Genomic DNA, 18,647 nt, shown 5'->3' with positions numbered 1-18,647 from the left:
CTGGATGGCCGGGCTCTCCATGCAGCGCTTTAAACGGCAAGCACACGCAAATGCATCTGTGACTCGCGTCAGATGAGGGAGCAGGCAAGAAAGGGTCGGGGCTTTAGCCAGGAAGGCTGGGGGCGTCGAACAATCCGTGTCCTGAAACTCCATCGCACCCCGCAACAGCGAGATACACATTCGGCGAGAAGGCTACTATCTAGCCATCACTGTGTCCATCAGGTAAACGACCGAACACTCGTCTGAATGAAAACAAAAACGACCGCGATCATTTCTGATGGCGGTCGTTTCTGTGTTTCTACAGTGTCAGAACACTCAGCGCGCAACCGCTGCGATCAACTGCTCGTTGCGACGACGGCGCGCTACGAACAAGCCCGCAGCCACGACCAACAAGCTCAGCAGACCTGTCGCGAGGATCTCGACGCGGTGGGCTTCCTGGAACAGCATGATGGTCAGGGCCGCGACGATGAAGATGATCACCGCATAGGTCAGGACCGGGAACAGCCACATGCTGAAGGCGATTTTTTCGCCGCGAGCCATACGTTGCTTGCGCATACGCAGCTGCGAAATCGCGATCACCAGGTACACCAGCAGCGCGATGGCGCCGGAACTGGCCAGCAGGAATTCGAACACCGCAGCAGGGGCTACGTAGTTGGCGAACACGGCAAGGAACGCTGCGCCAGTCGACAACATGACGGCCCAGTACGGCGTGCCGCTCTTGTTGGTGCGTTGGGAAACGGCCGGCGCATCACCGCGCTTGCCCAGGGAGAACATCATGCGTGAAGCGGTATAGAGCGCCGAATTCAGGCAGCTGGTCACAGCGACCAGCACCACGATGTCGACGATCAGCTTGGCATTCGGGATGCCCATACGCTCAAGCACGGTCTGGTAGGAACCGACAGCGGCCAGTACCGGATCATTCCATGGCACCAGGGCCACGACGATGAAGATCGACACGAGGTAGAACAAACCAATCCGCCAGATCACCGAGTTGGTGGCCTTTGAGATTTGCTGGCCCGGGTTCTTCGATTCCGCGGCCGCGATGGTCACGATCTCGGTACCCATGAAGGAAAACATGGTGGTCAGAATAGCGCCCAACACCGCGCCCATGCCGTTTGGCAGGAAGCCCTGGGTGTCGAACAAATGCGAAACGCCGCTGACCTGGCTGTTCGGCAGGTAGCCGAAGATCGCCATGATGCCAAGTGCGATGAAACCGATGATCGCGATGACTTTGACCAGGGCGAACCAGAATTCGAACTCACCGTAGTTCTTCACGCTGAACAGGTTGGTCACTGTCAGCAGCAAAGTGATGACCAAAGTGAAGGCCCAGATCGCCACGTTGGGAAACCAGGCATGCAGGATGGTCGCGGCGGCATTGGCCTCCAACGGGATCACCAATACCCAGAACCACCAGTACAACCAGCCGATGGTGAAACCGGCCCAGTGACCGATCGCGCGATCGGCGTAGGTCGAAAAGGAGCCCGTGTCTGGCGAGGCGACAGCCATCTCGCCGAGCATGCGCATGACCAGCACCACCAGAGCACCGGCGGCGGCGTACGCCAACAGCACGGCCGGGCCTGCGGCGGCGATGGCGTGGCCGGAGCCGACGAACAGGCCGGCGCCGATAACCCCGGCGATCGACAGCATGGTCACATGACGCGGTTTGAGCCCCTGTTCGAGGCCATTGGAGCTTGGGGTACTGCTCATTGAAACTACCTTTGTAAGGGAAAGCGATTTGCATCCATCCCGTCCGGCGTTCCTTCTCGTAAAAAGAAACCAACAGGGCGTTCCATATTCTGCACGCAATAATTGCGCCAAAATGTTTCAAACTCCCGAAGCACGGGGCCTGCGGCGTGACCGGACAGTCATCGCAAGTCATTGAGATTAATGGCAATTCGCCAGAGCGTTACCCTGCGACCCACTTTGAGAACGAAACAGCGCACCAGAAACACACCCGAAAATGTGTCGACGCACAATAAAAGTGCAGATCAGGAACGTTTGGCCGGTTAGCGCTTCCAACACCCCGTCAAAGCTGGCAACATCGCGCCCTTTTTTACGCGACACCCGCGGGACAGCTGGTTCAAACGGCTGTTCGGTTGATAGCAGCGCGACAGTCTGCTGTACCGATGCGACAACCTGCCACATGCCACCCGTTTACCGCCCGTAGCGCTGTTGGCTGCCATTCGAACGCTATGCTAGCTTGGCCGCCTCGCCAGGAAGGCCAACCAACAGCAGGAGCGAAACACTATGAGGAACGCACATGGCTGAGGCCACGCCCGCGCTTGAAATTCGCAACTTGCACAAACGCTACGGACAGCTCGAGGTGCTCAAAGGCATCTCGCTGACCGCCCGCGACGGCGACGTGATCTCGATCCTGGGTTCTTCCGGTTCCGGCAAGTCCACATTCCTGCGTTGCATCAACCTGCTGGAAAACCCGCACCAGGGCCAGATCCTGGTGGCCGGTGAAGAACTCAAGCTCAAAGCCGCCAAGAACGGCGAACTGGTGGCTGCCGACGGCAAGCAGATCAACCGTCTGCGCAGCGAGATTGGTTTTGTGTTTCAAAACTTTAATCTGTGGCCGCACATGAGCGTGCTCGACAACATCATCGAAGCCCCGCGCCGGGTGCTCGGCCAGAGCAAGGCCGAAGCCATCGAAGTCGCCGAAGCCCTGCTGGCCAAGGTCGGCATCGCTGACAAGCGTCACGCCTATCCGGCGCAACTGTCCGGCGGCCAGCAACAACGCGCGGCCATCGCCCGCACGCTGGCCATGCAGCCCAAGGTGATCCTGTTCGACGAACCCACCTCCGCCCTTGACCCGGAAATGGTCCAGGAAGTACTTAATGTCATCCGCGCACTGGCCGAAGAAGGCCGCACCATGCTGCTGGTCACCCACGAAATGGGCTTTGCCCGTCAGGTGTCCAGCGAGGTGGTGTTCCTCCACCAGGGCTTGGTAGAAGAGCAAGGATCGCCACAGCAGGTGTTCGAAAACCCGCTTTCGGCACGCTGCAAACAATTCATGTCCAGCAACCGCTAACGGAGCTACCCGCATGCAGAACTTCAAAAAAGTCTTCCTGGCTGCCGCCGTCACCCTGGCGTTCAGCGCCGGTGCCATGGCTGAAACCCTGAAGATGGGCATCGAAGCGGCCTACCCGCCGTTCAACAATAAAGATGCCAGTGGCAATGTCGTCGGCTTCGACAAGGAAATCGGCGACGCCCTGTGCGCCAAGATGAAAGTCGATTGCACCGTGGTCACGTCCGACTGGGACGGCATCATCCCGGCCCTGAACGCCAAGAAGTTCGACTTCCTGATCTCCTCGATGTCGATCACCGACGAGCGCAAGCAAGCGGTCGACTTCACCGAGCCGTACTACTCGAACAAACTGCAGTTCATCGCGCCGAAAGACAAAGAGTTCAAAACCGACAAGGATTCCCTGAAAGGCAAAGTGATCGGCGCACAACGTGCGACTCTCGCCGGCACCTGGATGGAAGACAACATGCCCGACGTTGAAGTCAAACTCTACGACACCCAGGAAAACGCCTACCTGGACCTGACCTCCGGGCGCCTGGACGGCATCCTGGCCGACAAATACGTCAACTACGAATGGCTGAAAAGCGACGCCGGTCGTTCGTATGAATTCAAGGGCGACCCGGTGGAAGAAAGCGACAAGATTGGTATCGCTGTACGTAAAGGCGACACCCTGCGCGCGAAGCTGAACCTTGCCCTGAAAGAAATCGTCGAAGACGGCACTTACAAGAAGATCAACGACAAGTACTTCCCGTTCAGCATCTATTGATTCTGACTTGCCTGGCCGGCGCCGTTCTTTGACGGCGCCAGCCCTTGGCATTGCCTGCTGCACATTGAAAAGAAATCCATGACTATCGATCTCTACGGATTCGGCCCGGCACTCGCCGCTGGCGCGCTGATGACTGTGAAACTGGCACTCTCGGCCCTGTGCCTGGGGCTGGTGCTCGGTCTGCTCGGCGCCTTGGCCAAGACTTCCCCGTACAAGCCGTTGCAATGGCTTGGCGGCACTTATTCGACACTGGTTCGCGGCATCCCGGAATTACTGTGGGTGCTGCTGATCTACTTCGGCACGGTCAACCTGATGCGTGCTCTGGGCGAGTTTTTCGGCAATCCCGACCTCGAACTCAATGCCTTCGCCGCTGGCGTGATTGCGCTGGGGCTGTGCTTCGGCGCCTACGCCACGGAAGTGTTTCGCGGGGCAATCCTGGCGATTCCCAAAGGTCACCGTGAGGCCGGCGTGGCGTTGGGCCTGTCGAAGTTTCGCATCTTCACCCGGTTGATCATGCCGCAGATGTGGCGCATCGCCCTGCCCGGCCTGGGCAACCTGTTCATGATCCTGATGAAGGACACGGCACTGGTGTCGGTGATCGGCCTGGAAGAAATCATGCGTCACGCGCAAATCGGCGTGACCGTGTCCAAACAGCCGTTCACCTTCTATATGGTGGCCGCGTTCATGTACCTGGGCCTGACCATTCTGGCCATGACGGGCATGTACTTCATGGAAAAACGCGCCGCTCGCGGCTTCGCGAGGAGCACCCAATGAACTGGGAAGTCATCATCAAGTGGCTGCCGAAGCTGGCCCAGGGCGCCACACTGACTCTGGAACTGGTGGCCATCGCCGTCATTGCGGGTTTGCTGCTGGCCATTCCGCTGGGTATCGCGCGCTCATCGCGGCTCTGGTACGTGCGGGCATTTCCCTACGCCTACATCTTCTTTTTCCGGGGCACGCCGTTGCTGGTTCAGCTGTTCCTGGTCTATTACGGCCTGGCGCAATTCGATGCGGTCCGTAACAGCTCGATGTGGCCGTACCTGCGCGATCCGTTCTGGTGTGCCACGGCGACCATGACCCTGCACACGGCGGCCTACATCGCCGAAATCCTGCGTGGTGCAATTCAGGCGATCCCGCCGGGCGAGATCGAGGCCGCGCGGGCGCTGGGCATGTCCCGACCGAAAGCGCTGTTCTACATCATCCTGCCCCGTGCCGCGCGCATCGGCCTGCCGGCCTACAGCAACGAAGTGATCCTGATGCTCAAGGCCAGCGCACTGGCCAGCACCGTGACCCTGCTGGAACTGACCGGCATGGCCCGCACCATCATTGCCCGGACCTACCTGCCGGTAGAGATCTTCTTCGCAGCAGGCATGTTCTATCTGCTGATGGCTTACGTGCTGGTGCGTGGCTTCAAGCTGCTGGAGCGCTGGCTGCGCGTCGATGCCTGCCAAGGGCGCTGATTCTCCTGTGCTGACGGGCGAGGCCCTGCTCGCCCGTTTCACGGCGCTGGATGCTTTTCTGATAAAGCATCAGGCGTTGTGGAAACCTCGTCCGTTTACTCATCTGCAACTTCCTTGGGAAGCGTCCTACCCGGAATTGGCAACGTGGCTACGCGGCCGGTCGCTGGAGGATGCGGAAAGCAGCCATAACCAACCCGGTTTGCTGGATGCGCCGCAGCCATTTGCTGCGTTGGCGGCGCTGTCCCTTGAGCTGGATTCGGTGGGCGAGTTGCCGGCGCATGCATTGGAAGCGGCCGGGCATCGATTGAATGTCGATGTGCCGGGCCGTAAGTGGCAGCAGATTGAAGCGTTCGCCAGTCGTTTGTCGTTTACCTCGCCGCCCAGGCATTGGCTGGACTGGTGTTCAGGCAAGGGCCATTTGGGTCGACGGTTGCTGCAACACGGCCAACAACTGACCTGCCTGGAATACGACCCTGCGCTGATTTCCAGCGGCCAGGCGCTCAGTCAACGCCATCACCTGCATGCGCTGCATGTCGAACAGGATGTGCTCGCGGCGGATACCATTGCGATGTTGAATGCCGATCACACGCCCGTTGCGCTGCATGCTTGTGGTGATCTGCACGTGCGGCTCATTCAATTGGCCAGCGCCGCAGGCTGCAAACAGTTGGCGATCGCGCCCTGCTGCTATAACCGAATCAGCCTTACTGCGTACCAACCGCTTTCCCCGGCCGGTTTGCGATCCGACCTACAACTCTCCCTCGACGATCTCTCGTTGCCGATGAGCGAAACCGTCACCGCCGGGGCTCGCGTCAGACGTCAGCGCGACACTTCCATGGCCCGGCGCCTCGGCTTCGACTTGCTGCAAAGACAACTGCGTGGCGTTGACGAGTACCTGCCAACTCCCTCCCTACCGAGCGCCTGGCTGGATAAATCCTTCGCCGACTACTGCCATCATTTGGCCGCGTTGAAAGAGTTATCCACAACCGGCCCGCAAGATTGGTCAGCACTCGAAGCCGCTGGCTGGCAGCGACTTGCCGAAGTGCGCAATCTGGAATTGCTGCGTGGCCTTTTCCGACGCCCGCTGGAGCTTTGGCTGGTGCTCGATCGGGCACTTTTTCTGGCCGATCAGGGCTACACCGTTCGCCTCGGCACCTTCTGCAAAACCCCGCTCACGCCGCGCAATTTCCTGCTCCTGGCAGAACGTCCGTAAAAAGCCACAGCCTGTGGATAACTCTGTTGATGGAATTATCATGGATCCAATATAACCGCCTGTTTCAGGGGTGAAACGCTACTGTTCAATTTTCGTACACATGATAAAAAACCGAGAAAAACAGGCATTTGCGCACAAATGAGAATGGGTCCACAAAAAAGTCATGAGCGCCACTCCTGAGTGCGGCCGTTGTGCATAAGCGTCCGACGAAAAGGACATAACCGCCGAAACCCGGTCGCGCTCGGCGGAAAATTGCACGTCACGGCCACCCTTGTTATACAGGCAGGCAAGAGCGCCAAAGTGCGCCCGCGAACAAGAAATCTCTGACAGACAGGAAGCCACAGTGACGTTCATTTCTTACGCACAGAATTTCGAAGACATACGCCTGTGGCGCGCCCTCAAAACCGTTGAAGATGGCTTCTACATCGACGTCGGCGCCAATCACCCCACCCACGACTCCGTGACCAAAGCTTTCTATGACCGTGGCTGGACCGGCATCAACGTTGAACCGATGCCCAATTATTACGAAGCGCTGTGCCAGGAACGCGCCAAAGACACCAACCTGCAATGCGTGGCAGGTGAAAGCGCCAACGACCTGACTTTCTATGGCATCGCCGGTACCGGCCTCTCCACCCTCGACCCGACCATGGCGCAAATGCACAAAGACGCCGGCATGGACGTGCGCAGCCAAACCGTCCAATCCCGCACCCTGACCTCCATCTGCGAAGAACACGCCCAGGGCCGCGAGATCCACTTTCTGAAAATCGACGTCGAAGGCCACGAAGAAACCGTCCTGCGCGGCATGGACTTCAGCCAATGGCGGCCGTGGGTCATCCTCATCGAAACCCCATGGGACCGCGACCAGACCTGGGAAACCCTCGTCACCGACGCCGGCTATCAGTCCATCCTGTTCGACGGCATCAACACCTACTACCTGGCCAACGAACACCTGAACCTCAAACCCGCCTTCGACATCCCGCCGTGCAACCTGGACGAGTTCCAGTTCTGCAAAGGCCACAACTTCAGCCACCCCGTCAGCGACGCCGAACACAAACTCGCCGCCGCCCTGCAACGCGCCGAACAGGCCGAAGCACAGCTGCGCGCGATGCAAAACAGCCGCACCTGGAAAGCCCTTCAGAAACTCAAGAAAACCCTGCTTCGCGCCTGACCTGACACCTGCGCAAAAATAGTCTGAATTCAGGGGTTTACAGAACCAATCCAATCGCTATAATCGTCGCCCTAACACGCCGGTATAGCTCAGTTGGTAGAGCAACTGACTTGTAATCAGTAGGTCCCGGGTTCGACTCCTGGTGCCGGCACCATACGCAGTATCGAAAAAGGCTCACCGAAAGGTGGGCCTTTTTCGTTTATGGGTCTTACGCTCCTGGGTTTCCTCTGATGGCTCCCCGTTCCGTGTTCGCCCCTTTTTGCGCCCCGCTCGCTGAAGGGTGGTTACATTCATCAAAGGTGCGGAATCGACGCAGCCAATTCTGGTACCGCGCATCTACATATCTCACCGAAACGATGAGCGGTTACGGTCGAAAATCAGTGAGGCGGCATAATGACAGCAGTGCTTATGCACAACCTGCCACTTCACTCCGCCGTTGCGAGCCTCTTTGTAATGAACACCGAACGACGTTACTCGATCATCTTGGAGCACAGCGCCGAGGTGCTGCTTGAACATGCACCCATGGCGCAGATAGAGGCATTTTGGGACGCCAACGATACCCGCTACTTCGGGTTGCGCATGGAGGACGAGCACAGCGCACACGCACGAGTGATTGTTACGGACGAAGTCCCCGACGACGAAGATGTGGCGCTTTTCTGACTGTAGCGAATGGAATCACTCGCCTCCTACGAGAGGAGGCGGGCGCCCAAATGATTTTCAGATCTATTGCCAACACCACAAAACAAAGCCCTCGTAGAAATACGAGGGCTTTGTTGTTTCTGGGTTCTGGGTTTTTATACACCGGCCATCAATCACTCAAACTCCGTAGAAACCGAAAGATGCTCCCAAGCATCAATCTCCCCCTGCAACCGCGCAATCTTTTCACGCACCAACCTCACCGCATCCTTACCCAGCAACAGATGAACCGGCGGCTTTTCAGCAGAGACCAGTGTCAGTAACGCCTGGGCAGCTTTGTGCGGATCACCAGCCTGCTGACCACTCTTCTCTTCCCGCGCCTTGCGCACTGGATCGAACACCGCGTCGTAGTCACTCAAGGTGCGGCCGGATCGGATCATCGAGCGCCCCGCCCATTCGGTGCGAAATGAGCCAGGTGCCATGGCGGTCACGTGGATGCCCAGGCTTTCGACTTCTTTGGCCAGCGCTTCGCTGACGCCTTCAAGGGCGAATTTGCTGCCGCTGTAGTAAGCGATGCCCGGCAAGGTGATGAAGCCGGCCATGGAGGTGATGTTGACGATATGCCCGCTGCGCCGTTCACGCATGCCGGGCAGGACTGCTTTGATCATTGCCACCGCGCCAAACACGTTGACGTCGAACTGGCGCTGCATTTCAGTCAGTGGCGATTCCTCGAGAATGCCTTCGTGCCCATAGCCGGCGTTGTTGACCAGTACGTCGATCTGCCCCACCTCGCGCAGGATGTCAGCCACCAGTGGTTCGACGGCTGGGAAATCGGTGACGTCGAGCACGAACGCTTTAGCGCGATGGGCGTCCAGCGCTTCGAACGCGGCGCGCTCGGATTCGCGCCGCACCGTGCCAACCACCGTGTGCCCCGCCGCCAGCGCTGCTTGCGAAAAGGCCAGGCCGAAACCTGAACTGACGCCGGTGATCAGGAAAACCTTGTGAGCGTGGGTGTTCATGCTGCGTTCTCCAATAAAAACGCCGTCGATAGTGATCGACGGCGCTGTGGACAAGTCAACGAGGTCTTAGTGACCGGCGCTCTGACCGCCATCGACGTGCAGGATTTCGCCAGTGACGAAGTTGGCGTTGTCCAGATACACAACCGCCTGAGCGATGTCGTTGATTTCGCCCATGTGGCCGACCGGGTGCAGACTGCCCAGCGCTGCATGGGTTTCTTCACCGTGCATCGGGGTCTTGATGATGCCAGGGGAAACCGCATTCACCCGAATCCCGCGCTTGGCGTACTCAATCGCCAGGGACTTGGTCGCAGAGTTCAAACCACCCTTAGTCAGCGAGGCCAGTACCGACGGCACGCCGTCAATTGCGTGATCTGTCAGGCTGGTGGTGATGTTGACGACGTGGCCGTTGCCTTGCTTTTCCATCTCGTTGATCGCGAGTTGGGTGATGTAGAAGAAGCCGTTCAGGTTCACCGACAGCACGTTGGCGTAGTCTTCGGCGGTGTACGCGGTGAACGGTTTGGCGATGAAGATGCCGGCGTTGTTGACCAGGGTATCGATGCGGCCAAAACGTGCGATGGCTTCACGAATCACTTGCTGCGCAACAGCCGGGTCGCCGATGTCGCCCGCCACGGTGAGGATGTCCGGATCGCTGGACGGTTTGATCGAACGCGAAGTGGCGACAACTTTGTAATCCAGGTCGCGGAAGGCTTTGACCATACCGGCGCCGAGGCCTTGGGATGCGCCAGTGATAACGATGACTTTTTTCGAATTGCTCATGATGAACCTCTACTAATTAAGAATGGTTTGAATAAGTCAGTAATCAGGCTTCGGCGGGGGCCTTGGCCATTTGTCTCAACATTTGTTCGTAGTACTCGACCGACTGCGAACCGGACACCAGATGGCGACCGTTCAGCACCATGGCCGGGACCGAGTTGATGCCGTGCTGGCGGTAAAACGCTTCAAGCTCACGCACTTCTTTGGCAAATGCGCCGGACGCCAGCACCTCTTGAGCCGCCGCCGCATCCAGTCCCGCTTCAGCAGCCAGACTCACCAGCGTCTCGCGATCGCTCGGGTTCTGGCCGTCGGTGAAGTAAGCGCGGAGCAGGATTTTCTTGAGTGCGACCTGCCGCCCTTCCTGCAACGCCCACAACAGCAGCCGATGCGCATCAAACGTGTTGTAGAAGTGAGTGCGCTTGTCCAGATCGAACTTGAACCCCAGGGCCGCGCCACGTTCGATCTGCATCGCTTTGCCAGCGGCGACGTCTGCGGCGGTGCGTCCATATTTGCGCATCAAATGCTCGACCGCTTTTTCGCCGACTGCCGGCATGTCCGGGTTCAGTTCGAAAGGCTTGTAGGTCAGCTCCACCGAAATCTCACCGGCCACGTTCTCGATTGCTTGCTCCAGCGCCGTCGCACCCAATGCACACCACGGGCACACCACGTCGGAGATGAAATCGATGGAGACGGACGCGGTCATGACTTGCCCTCCGCCTCAGCCAGTTGCTTTCGATACTTTGTGGTGGTGATGCCGGCGTAGCCCCAGTTATCGGTGTCGACCTCTTCGATCACGATGTGGGTCAGGTGCGGATCCTTCTTCAGGACGCGCTCCAGGGTTTCAGTGATTTCGGCGATCACCTGAGCTTTCTGCTCAGAGGTAACGCCATCGCGGGTGATGCGTACGCTTACGAAAGGCATGAGGAATCTCCAGTGACCTTCCCTTCGGAATGAATGGGTCGGCGTTGGAGTTCAATGTAGGGAGTTCGCTGGAGGGGATAAAGGTGGGGGCGGGAACATCATTAGTTACTTGGTGTAATGATTTCCTCGCTGGGAGCCACTAAAACTGTTTGCATCAAAAATGATTGATCGGCCAACTTCCATTTACAGCAACATTTAGATATCGCCAAAAAATGGCTGGGGAAGTGGAGCTGTCGATAGTCACTGATGGCTCCCAAAAGCCGAGCATCGAAGAGAATGAGGCGCGCATCAGTCGGGGCGCGGCTCACTCACGGATTCCCAAACCTCAGGGCCGGTGAAGCACTGAAACTCTCACCCCACGCCACCACCTAGCCACGATTGCGCATCCGCCCCCCTCAAGCTACCTTCAACCCGTCGCTGCCAATTCAGCGACCGGGCCTGATAACCCGAGTAAGATACAGGCGCACAAGCGCCCATAATCACGATTGTTGGCGTTTTTTTGTGCCTGCATTTCCGTGTAATGGCGGCTGTGCGTGGGAGACCTTCGGGTCTGCCGGGTTCCTGTATCTCCGGTTTATCAGCCCGCGCACAGCTGCCACCCATTCGCCTGATAACGAACGTGGTAGCTCAAACTTTGATTCAGGAGTTTTTGCTAATGCCCGCTATCGATCCGTCCAAAATTTGCGTTCCCGCTTCACTGGTCACCACCCACCACCGCCCAAAAACCGGAGGTGCCCAATGACCAACCCTAAAGACCTTAAAACCATCGGCCTCACCCCTTTCTCCTACCACGCCAACGAACCGCTCTTCCGCATCAACGCCGGCGTCCCGGTCATTGCAGCCCTCTCCCACGCCTCCGACCTGCTCCACGTCGCCAAACTGCTCGCGTCAGACGCGGCCATGGTTCGCGACACCGACCGGCACGCCTGGGCATCGCATTATTTGCAGGATATGAGCAAGGCGATCATTGATGATGTGGTGAAGGTGTTGGACGCGCCATGTAACAACCGAGCCAGTAACGTCGCGCCATAAACAAATCGCACGCATGAAAAAGCCCCGAATCAATCGGGGCTTTTTGCGTAAGTCGGTCATCGACCCGCTGGCTGATTCGAGTGATATCGATCACTCACGCTACTGTCTATCGGCTCCTCCCCCGAACCGACTGAGCCACCGCTTCGATAATCGCGGCCCAAATATCCGGCCTTGCCAGCACAGGCATTTCCTTTGCCAACACGTTGCTCAGCTTCCCTTCGTTTTGCTCTATGGATCGCAAGAGCCGATCAGCCTGGTGATCAGGCATCTCAACGACTTCCTTGATTGCCTGTCTGGCCCTTATGTGGCTGCGCAAATACCGCGACTCTTCACGCATCTGTTCCGTGATGGTGCGGCGAATGACGTTAGACATGAAAACAACGTGTGGCCCCAGGTTCGGATAGCGCCACACCGGGCGGGCCTGATCCTGGCCTGTGAATTCAATATTCGAGACCACGCCATCAGGGTATTGCGTACGCGTATTGGCGAATGCTACCTGGTCTCGTATGCCCTGCATGAGCGGTTTTGAAACCTGATCCAGCACGCTGTCATATAGACGCCGCTCAGCAGAGTCGTCGGTGATAACAGCTGAAATCGGAAGAATCACCGGGTCTGGAATGGCCCCATCACGACGCAGAATATCGTTGATCAGAAAGCGATGGACCCGGCCGTTGCCGTCGGCCAGCGGATGGATATAGACGAACGCGAACGCTGCTACCGCGCTGCGCATGACCGGGGATTGCCCTTGAGTACGATTCAGAAAGACGCGGATGCCTTCCAACATCCGCTCCAGATCGCCTTCCGGGGGAGCGACGTAATGGACAATCTCCTGATAACGGACAGTTTCGCCAACAAACACCGGAGATTGCCGAATCCCCATACGTGTCAGTGTGGTCACTGCGCCAAGGATTTCTTCTTGCATCTCAGCCAGTGCAGCATCGGTGAGCGGCAGTTCGCCCTTACCGGTTCGTCGCGCCAATACATCTGCGAAACGCTGGATACGCGTAGAACGATCCGCCTCCCCTTCAATGGCGAAGCTGGCTTTGCTTTCCCGCAGTGTCATCCATGCGGCGGCGCGCAGCAGAAGCGCTTCGCCAAACTCTGCAGTCAGTTGACCGAAGAGGTGAGGCACATCGAGGTCCGCTGCTGACTGGACTGCTGCTGTCTTGACGACGACTGGGCAGAAATAGCGCGTGCCTGGCAGGTTGTCATTCACCCGCCAACGCGGCACTTTCACCGCAGCTTCGGGTGACGCTGCCACCATCAGATCGGCGTTAATGGCGTCGACATACTTACCGCCTATAGGCTCGGGCGCTTGCAGTTGCCCGCCGGTGAGCCACTCAAACAGGAACGCTGCCCGGCGTGCATATTGGCCAGTGGGCTCAACATTTAACCAGTCTTGTAACGGTGCGGCTCCCACCTTGGTAAGCAGCCGGCTCAAGAACTCAAGGTTCGGGACTTCATGCCGCAGGTGAAATTGCAGATGGGATGAAAAGTCCGGATCGGGGCGCATGTTTTCCGTATAGGTCTCAAGACGAAAACCGTCTTCGACCTGAGTTGACCGTCGGCTACCGACCTGACTTAACACGGGTAGCCGTGCCATCGGCCGCACGTCGAATGTCGTCGCTAGCCAAGCCGCACCGATGGGGTCTACGGGAAACTCGCTCACGTCACACTCCTTTTAAATCCTCGGCCAAATCAAACCGCCATAAATGGAGATTAACGATCAAAATCAGGTTTTGCTGCATAAAAATGATTATTTTTTGGGACTAATGCATAAAAACGAACATTTAGAGCACTTCAAATTGAGCTCTACCAATGGAATTGGTGCACCGTCGAACTGACCTCAAACGCATAAAAACGATTTTACTTGCTCAAAAACGATCATAAATCTGGCTTTTTGCACAAAACCGTTTCGAAACCGGACAATTTCACTGAACCCCTCACACGCTGAAACCCGAAACGTCGTTGCCTTTTCATCCAAAAAAAAGCCCCGAATCGGTCGAGGCATTTTTTTGGTTTTGGTCATTTCAGTAGGGATGCAATCAAGCGACGATCACGGTTTGCACAGTGATCTGCTTCAGCGCATAAAACGGCGCAAGCGCTGCTTCATCCGCGGTGGAGCCGGTAATCAACCGCCACTCCCGCTCAATCGGCGTCCAGTGCTGCTGTCGGGCGCGCCCCAACTTGTCAGTGTCCGCGAGGACAACAATCTGCGCCGCCCGTTTGATGATGCATTCCTTCAAATAAGCCTGCTGCGCACTCGCCTCACACAAACCAAACTCCGCAACCACGCCATCCGCACCAAGAAAAGCCTTGTCCACACTCAACCGACTCAACGTCAGTTCCGCCAACGGCCCCAGCGTGCTCATGCTCGAACCGCGCAGATCGCCACCGATCAACGTCAACCGCACCCCCGGCGCATTGGCCAAAGTCATCACGGCGAGCAGGTTGTTGGTGACCACATGCACGTCTTGTCGCGAGCAAAGATGATGGGCCAGCGCAGCACACGTGGTGCCGCCATCAAGCAACACGGTATCGCCATCCTGGACGTGAGCCGCCGCAGCCTGGGCGATGGCGTCTTTCTGTTCCCACTGGGATGTTTTGCGTTCTTCGAGCGAGGCTTCCGGCTCATGAACGCCGACCACCGCAGTCGCGCCGCCATAGGTCCGTACCAGGTGCCGCTGTTTGGCGAGCATGGTCAGGTCGCGCCGTACCGTGGCTTCCGAGACTCCAAGTGCCGCGCTCAATTGCTCGACGTTGGCGTCGCCAATGCGTACGAGATCGAGGATGGCGCGGTGGCGTTCGGAGGCTTTCATGGCGGGTCTCGTTGTGGGGACGGTGGTCGATCTTACACGACCGAGCCCCTGCGCCTCATCCCCGTCGCGTGGCAAGCTCGGCGCCCTGGCGCAGTGCTTCGAGCAGGCTGCGTTCATCGGCGATGCCTTTACCGGCGATGTCGAACGCGGTGCCGTGGTCGACCGAGGTACGGATCACGTCCAGGCCGACGGTGACGTTCACGCCGGCTTCCAGGCCGAGCACTTTGACCGGGCCGTGGCCTTGGTCGTGATACATCGCCACCACCAGGTCGAAGTCACCGCGACCGGCGCGGAAGAACAGGGTGTCAGCAGGCAGCGGGCCGGTGACGTCGAGGCCGCGTTCTTGCAGCAGCTTCACCGCAGGGATGATTTTTTCCTCTTCTTCGCCATAACCGAACAGTCCGTTTTCACCGGCATGGGGGTTGATCCCGCAAACACCAATTCGCGGGCGAGCAATGCCGGCCTTGATCAGTGTCGCGTTGCCGCGCTCGATGGTGCGCTGGACCAGGCCCGGCTCGATCTTGCGGATCGCGTCGATGATGCCGATGTGGGTCGTGACGTGAATCACCCGCAACTGCGGCGCCACCAGCATCATCGACACTTCGTCGACGTTGGTCAGGTGCGCGAGCATTTCTGTGTGGCCGGGGTATTTGTGGCCGCCGGCGTGCAGCGCTTCCTTGTTCAGCGGAGCGGTGCAGATCGCGTCGATCTGGCTGGCCTCGGCGAGTTGCACGGCGCGGGCGATGTATTGATAAGCAGCGTCACCGGCGATGGGCGACAACTCGCCGAACGGCAGGTCGTCGGGGATCAGGTTAAGGTCGATGCAGTCAATGGTGCCGGCTTCGTACAAGGCTTGGGAGGCGTCTTCGATGCGGCGCACTTTGGCGCTGCCGCCGACGATGACGTTGGCCTTTTCGAGGCGACGGGCATCGCCGATCACCAGCGGCCGGCATTGTTGGTAGACGATGTCGTGAGTCAGGCTCTTGACGATGATTTCCGGGCCGACACCCGTGGCGTCGCCCATGGTGATGCCGATGATGGGGAGGTAATTGCTCATAGTGTTCATTCGAGTCCTTGGATTCGTGTGCGTTGGGGCGGGGAGCGATCGGCGCTGTCGCTCAGGTGTTGCCATGCCGCATATAAGGCGTTGTCGGTACCGAACGCGCCGGCCTTGGTAACGATGCCGGGACGATGGCCCTGGCGGGAAACGGTCGGGCGGGCGAAGGCGACGCCGGCTTCGATTTCGGTCAGCAGTTGCAGGCTGTCGATGCCGACGGTGGTCAATATGGCCCGAGCGGTTTCGCCGCCGGTGGCGATCAGGCCGCCGACCTTGGCGAAGTGCGGTTCGACCAGCACGGCGAGCATGGTCGAGAGTTGCGCGCCCTCTTGGGGATCGAACGCTTCATCGCGGCCGATGCGCAGCAGCAGGTCACTCCAGCCGTCCAGTTGCTCGCCAATGCGCGATTGCCAGAGCGACCAATCGCCGTGGGTTGAGCCCTGACGAAGGACTTCAGGCGGTATAACCAGTTCGCTGACGCCGCCACGCTCTTTGAGCCGCTCGCATTGTCGCTCGCAGACGCCGGAGAGGCTGCCGACGAGGATCAGAATCGGCGCCTGGCTTTTTTCGAGGGTCGCAGGTTCGATAGTCGTGAACCTTGCTTCGGATAAATCAGGAAGACTGGCGATTTCCCGTGCCAGACCACCCGAACCGATCCAGAACAGCGGCTGATCCATCGACGCGGTCAAGCGAGCGAGGGTCAGCAGGTCGTCTTCGGTCTGCGCATCGACGATCAGCGCCTGCGTGCCATTGCCGGCAATTTCAGCAATGTGCCGCTCGAGCGCTTTTTCGTTGCCGCGCAAGGTGTCGAGATCGAGCTTCGCAGTGCTCAGGCCTGCGGCAATCAGCATCGCCTCGACATCGGCCGGACGGTCGGCGTTTTCCAGTTTCCAGGTGTCGGTGGTTTCCAGCGGCTGGCCGTTGACGAACACGCGACCGCCGCGCAACGTGCGCCCGGTGGCCGGGAACGCCGGGGCGACGATGGCCAGGCCGGCCAACGGTTGCAGGGCGGCAACCTCAGCCGCCCAGTTGCCGCGCAGCGTCGAATCGATTTTTTTGTACAGCCGCTGCCCGGGTTTGTGCAGTGCTTTGAATGCCGCGACCGTGCGCTCGGCAGCCCGTGCGGGTGGGAGGCGCCGAGTGTCCGTATCAGCGGCAATCACCTGAGCGTCAGCCTCGTCATTCAGGGGGTCGAGGGTGACGACCGTTTGCATCCCCACGCCGGCAAAGCCGATGGCGCAATCTGCCGCGCCGGACAGATCGTCAGCGATGATCAGAATCCTCATCGCAAAGCCTCCTGCTTTTGAGGTTCGATCCCCGGTTCAGGTATGACGACAGGACTGCGCTGCTGCACGCGTTTGGCGACGGCGGCGGTGAGTAACGGCGCGAGGATCGCGGTGACCACGACGCAGGCGGCTACCAGTATGGTCGCGCTCTTGGCCGCTTCGGCGTACACCGGGTTGGCTGCCGCAATCAGTGCAGGGACGGCGGCGGCATTCCCGGCGGTGGTGGCTGCGGCAACACCCGCGACGCCCGTGCCACCGGTCAAACGATCGGCGAAGAACAGCGGAATGCCGGTCAGCACAACCACCGCAACGCCCATGCCGAGACCCAGCAAACCGGCCTGCCAGACGTTATGCAAGTCCAGGCTGGCGCCGAGTGCAAGGGCAAAAAACGGGATCATCACCGGGACGGCCTTGGCCAGAAAGTCGCGCATGTCACGGTCGAGGTTTCCCAGCAACATACCGAGGGCCAGTGGCAGGATGCTGCCCACCAGCGTCGGCCAAGGGAAAGCCGACAGGCCGGCGATGCCCAAGGTGACCATCGTCAGAAAAGGCCCGGACTCCAGGGACATGACCGAATAGGCGCCGACGTCTTCGGATCGACCGTATTGCCCCATCAGCGCCATGTACAAGCCGCCATTGGTGTCGTTCATCGCGGCGACGACCGCCAGCGTTGAAATGCCGGCGAAGAGGCCAGACGAGATTGGCTGCTCGCCGAGAAAATGCCCGAGCACAATGCCGATAAGCACGGCGATGCCGACTTTCGTGATAAGCAGCGTGCCGCCCTTCTTCAGCAGATAAGGTGTGGCCTTGATATTGATGCTCGCGCCCATGCAGACGTAGAACACCGCGAGGATGGGTAACGCCCCGGTGAACAGCGCATTGGTGAAAGAGCCGAAAAACTTCGGTGTGTCAGGAAGGAATGTAGCCACCAGTGAGCCAATCAGCAGCGGGACAATCATCATGCCGCCAGGGATGCGTTCAATGGTGCGCTTGATAGGAATTTGGGCCACGAGGGTCTCCTTTTATAATTGTTTGGTAAGACGTACTTCACCTCGAAACTGACTGATTCGATCATTTGGTGATTGAGTCAGTCAAAATAATCTTAGGCTTTCGATCTTAATTGCGCAAATCAATCATTCAAATGATCGTTTTGATCATTTATGGAGGAAACCTGTTTTTTCAAAAATACCTTTGCCAGCCACCTCAGTAGCCGCCCCCATATACAGAAAAGCGGCAAGGTCGCGCATTCACACACCCCAAAAAAAATGCCCAAACCTCCCGGCCTGAGCATTTTTTTGACCCTGATCACCCAACATTCCCAAAAAACCTCGACTCTATGTAAGCCTCCAACCATCGGACGCAGCATCAATTCGCTACTAAACTCGGGACAAGCGTGTTCAGGTGCAGGATTATAGCCAGCACGTATCGCCCAACCGGCGGCCAGGTACTCAACAATAGCCAGCCCACTTTA

Annotated in this window: 18 protein-coding genes and 1 tRNA gene; 9 read left to right on the top strand and 10 right to left on the bottom strand. The window is 58.5% G+C overall.

The features are described from left to right. Window positions 1-315: 315 nt before the first annotated feature. Window positions 316-1,707: a GABA permease gene (gene gabP / locus HP062_RS22395; protein WP_077747581.1), complete on the bottom strand. Its 1,392-nt coding sequence runs from the start codon at window positions 1,705-1,707 to the stop codon at window positions 316-318. A 553-nt stretch (window positions 1,708-2,260) separates the two neighbouring features. On the opposite strand from gabP, the gene HP062_RS22390 reads away from it, so the two are divergent. The 8 genes from HP062_RS22390 (at window position 2,261) to HP062_RS22355 (ending at window position 8,292) form a co-directional block, all read left to right on the top strand. Further along, window positions 2,261-3,034, top strand: a complete 774-nt coding sequence (locus tag HP062_RS22390) for an ABC transporter ATP-binding protein (protein WP_007897462.1) — start codon at window positions 2,261-2,263, stop codon at window positions 3,032-3,034. A 13-nt stretch (window positions 3,035-3,047) separates the two neighbouring features. Further along, window positions 3,048-3,794, top strand: coding sequence for an ABC transporter substrate-binding protein (locus HP062_RS22385; RefSeq protein WP_172792047.1), 747 nt, complete (start codon window positions 3,048-3,050; stop codon window positions 3,792-3,794). 78 nt (window positions 3,795-3,872) lie between these two features. Further along, complete coding sequence (locus tag HP062_RS22380; RefSeq protein WP_010464638.1) at window positions 3,873-4,568, top strand: ABC transporter permease; 696 nt, start codon at window positions 3,873-3,875, stop codon at window positions 4,566-4,568. Continuing rightward, on the top strand, window positions 4,565-5,254 hold the full coding sequence (locus tag HP062_RS22375) for an ABC transporter permease (protein ID WP_010464640.1): 690 nt from the start codon (window positions 4,565-4,567) through the stop codon (window positions 5,252-5,254). The genes HP062_RS22380 and HP062_RS22375 overlap by 4 nt, the downstream gene beginning before the upstream one ends. Next, window positions 5,235-6,464, top strand: a complete 1,230-nt coding sequence (locus HP062_RS22370; RefSeq protein WP_169857523.1) for a methyltransferase — start codon at window positions 5,235-5,237, stop codon at window positions 6,462-6,464. Before HP062_RS22375 ends, HP062_RS22370 begins: the two co-directional genes overlap by 20 nt. A 343-nt stretch (window positions 6,465-6,807) precedes the next feature. Beyond that, a complete protein-coding gene (locus tag HP062_RS22365) occupies window positions 6,808-7,632 on the top strand; it encodes an FkbM family methyltransferase (protein ID WP_172792046.1) in 825 nt (274 codons plus the stop codon). A gap of 78 nt (window positions 7,633-7,710) precedes the next feature. Further along, window positions 7,711-7,786 (top strand) — tRNA-Thr (locus tag HP062_RS22360). A gap of 299 nt (window positions 7,787-8,085) precedes the next feature. Next, window positions 8,086-8,292 (top strand): hypothetical protein, encoded by a 207-nt coding sequence (locus tag HP062_RS22355; protein WP_042932964.1) that lies wholly within the window; start codon window positions 8,086-8,088, stop codon window positions 8,290-8,292. A 152-nt stretch (window positions 8,293-8,444) separates the two neighbouring features. On the opposite strand, the gene HP062_RS22350 is transcribed toward HP062_RS22355, so the two are convergent. From HP062_RS22350 to HP062_RS22335, 4 genes are all read right to left on the bottom strand, one after another. Then, the gene (locus HP062_RS22350) at window positions 8,445-9,287 is read right to left on the bottom strand and encodes an oxidoreductase (protein ID WP_172792045.1); all 843 of its coding nucleotides are present in this window, start codon (window positions 9,285-9,287) and stop codon (window positions 8,445-8,447) included. Between the two features lie 66 nt (window positions 9,288-9,353). After that, window positions 9,354-10,064: an SDR family NAD(P)-dependent oxidoreductase gene (locus HP062_RS22345; RefSeq protein WP_172792044.1), complete on the bottom strand. Its 711-nt coding sequence runs from the start codon at window positions 10,062-10,064 to the stop codon at window positions 9,354-9,356. A gap of 43 nt (window positions 10,065-10,107) precedes the next feature. Beyond that, complete coding sequence (locus HP062_RS22340; protein ID WP_010464653.1) at window positions 10,108-10,764, bottom strand: DsbA family oxidoreductase; 657 nt, start codon at window positions 10,762-10,764, stop codon at window positions 10,108-10,110. After that, window positions 10,761-10,982, bottom strand: coding sequence for a 4-oxalocrotonate tautomerase family protein (locus HP062_RS22335; RefSeq protein WP_027922199.1), 222 nt, complete (start codon window positions 10,980-10,982; stop codon window positions 10,761-10,763). Before HP062_RS22335 ends, HP062_RS22340 begins: the two co-directional genes overlap by 4 nt. Before the next feature lie 738 nt (window positions 10,983-11,720). Here HP062_RS22335 and HP062_RS22330 point away from each other — a divergent pair. Then, window positions 11,721-12,014, top strand: coding sequence for a DUF3077 domain-containing protein (locus HP062_RS22330; protein ID WP_077747527.1), 294 nt, complete (start codon window positions 11,721-11,723; stop codon window positions 12,012-12,014). Window positions 12,015-12,120: 106 nt separating this feature from the next. On the opposite strand, the gene HP062_RS22325 is transcribed toward HP062_RS22330, so the two are convergent. The 5 genes from HP062_RS22325 to HP062_RS22305 form a co-directional block, all read right to left on the bottom strand. Then, window positions 12,121-13,683: a Fic family protein gene (locus HP062_RS22325; RefSeq protein ID WP_172792043.1), complete on the bottom strand. Its 1,563-nt coding sequence runs from the start codon at window positions 13,681-13,683 to the stop codon at window positions 12,121-12,123. Window positions 13,684-14,059: 376 nt separating this feature from the next. Beyond that, on the bottom strand, window positions 14,060-14,833 hold the full coding sequence (locus HP062_RS22320) for a DeoR/GlpR family DNA-binding transcription regulator (protein WP_083375261.1): 774 nt from the start codon (window positions 14,831-14,833) through the stop codon (window positions 14,060-14,062). A 55-nt stretch (window positions 14,834-14,888) separates the two neighbouring features. Continuing rightward, a complete protein-coding gene (pdxA, locus tag HP062_RS22315) occupies window positions 14,889-15,890 on the bottom strand; it encodes a 4-hydroxythreonine-4-phosphate dehydrogenase PdxA (RefSeq protein WP_172792042.1) in 1,002 nt (333 codons plus the stop codon). 5 nt (window positions 15,891-15,895) lie between these two features. Further along, a complete protein-coding gene (locus HP062_RS22310; RefSeq protein WP_172792041.1) occupies window positions 15,896-17,176 on the bottom strand; it encodes a four-carbon acid sugar kinase family protein in 1,281 nt (426 codons plus the stop codon). Continuing rightward, window positions 17,173-18,186: a 2-keto-3-deoxygluconate permease gene (locus HP062_RS22305; RefSeq protein WP_172792040.1), complete on the bottom strand. Its 1,014-nt coding sequence runs from the start codon at window positions 18,184-18,186 to the stop codon at window positions 17,173-17,175. The genes HP062_RS22310 and HP062_RS22305 overlap by 4 nt, the downstream gene beginning before the upstream one ends. Window positions 18,187-18,647 lie beyond the last annotated feature (461 nt).

This window comes from Pseudomonas sp. B14-6, assembly GCF_013260315.1.
GTDB classification, from domain to species: Bacteria; Pseudomonadota; Gammaproteobacteria; order Pseudomonadales; family Pseudomonadaceae; genus Aquipseudomonas; species Aquipseudomonas mandelii.
Note: the sequence above shows the minus strand (reverse complement) of the source record. Positions and strands in the feature narration are given on the sequence as shown.

Coding starts and splice junctions, on each gene's coding strand:
- HP062_RS22335 (WP_027922199.1), bottom strand. CDS start 10,982: ATGCCTTTCGTAAGCGTACGCATCACCCGCGATGGCGTTACCTCTGAG.
- HP062_RS22380 (WP_010464638.1), top strand. CDS start 3,873: ATGACTATCGATCTCTACGGATTCGGCCCGGCACTCGCCGCTGGCGCG.
- HP062_RS22390 (WP_007897462.1), top strand. CDS start 2,261: ATGGCTGAGGCCACGCCCGCGCTTGAAATTCGCAACTTGCACAAACGC.
- HP062_RS22345 (WP_172792044.1), bottom strand. CDS start 10,064: ATGAGCAATTCGAAAAAAGTCATCGTTATCACTGGCGCATCCCAAGGC.
- HP062_RS22320 (WP_083375261.1), bottom strand. CDS start 14,833: ATGAAAGCCTCCGAACGCCACCGCGCCATCCTCGATCTCGTACGCATT.
- HP062_RS22340 (WP_010464653.1), bottom strand. CDS start 10,764: ATGACCGCGTCCGTCTCCATCGATTTCATCTCCGACGTGGTGTGCCCG.
- HP062_RS22330 (WP_077747527.1), top strand. CDS start 11,721: ATGACCAACCCTAAAGACCTTAAAACCATCGGCCTCACCCCTTTCTCC.
- HP062_RS22355 (WP_042932964.1), top strand. CDS start 8,086: ATGAACACCGAACGACGTTACTCGATCATCTTGGAGCACAGCGCCGAG.
- HP062_RS22350 (WP_172792045.1), bottom strand. CDS start 9,287: ATGAACACCCACGCTCACAAGGTTTTCCTGATCACCGGCGTCAGTTCA.
- HP062_RS22370 (WP_169857523.1), top strand. CDS start 5,235: ATGCCTGCCAAGGGCGCTGATTCTCCTGTGCTGACGGGCGAGGCCCTG.
- pdxA (WP_172792042.1), bottom strand. CDS start 15,890: ATGAGCAATTACCTCCCCATCATCGGCATCACCATGGGCGACGCCACG.
- HP062_RS22385 (WP_172792047.1), top strand. CDS start 3,048: ATGCAGAACTTCAAAAAAGTCTTCCTGGCTGCCGCCGTCACCCTGGCG.
- gabP (WP_077747581.1), bottom strand. CDS start 1,707: ATGAGCAGTACCCCAAGCTCCAATGGCCTCGAACAGGGGCTCAAACCG.
- HP062_RS22310 (WP_172792041.1), bottom strand. CDS start 17,176: ATGAGGATTCTGATCATCGCTGACGATCTGTCCGGCGCGGCAGATTGC.
- HP062_RS22375 (WP_010464640.1), top strand. CDS start 4,565: ATGAACTGGGAAGTCATCATCAAGTGGCTGCCGAAGCTGGCCCAGGGC.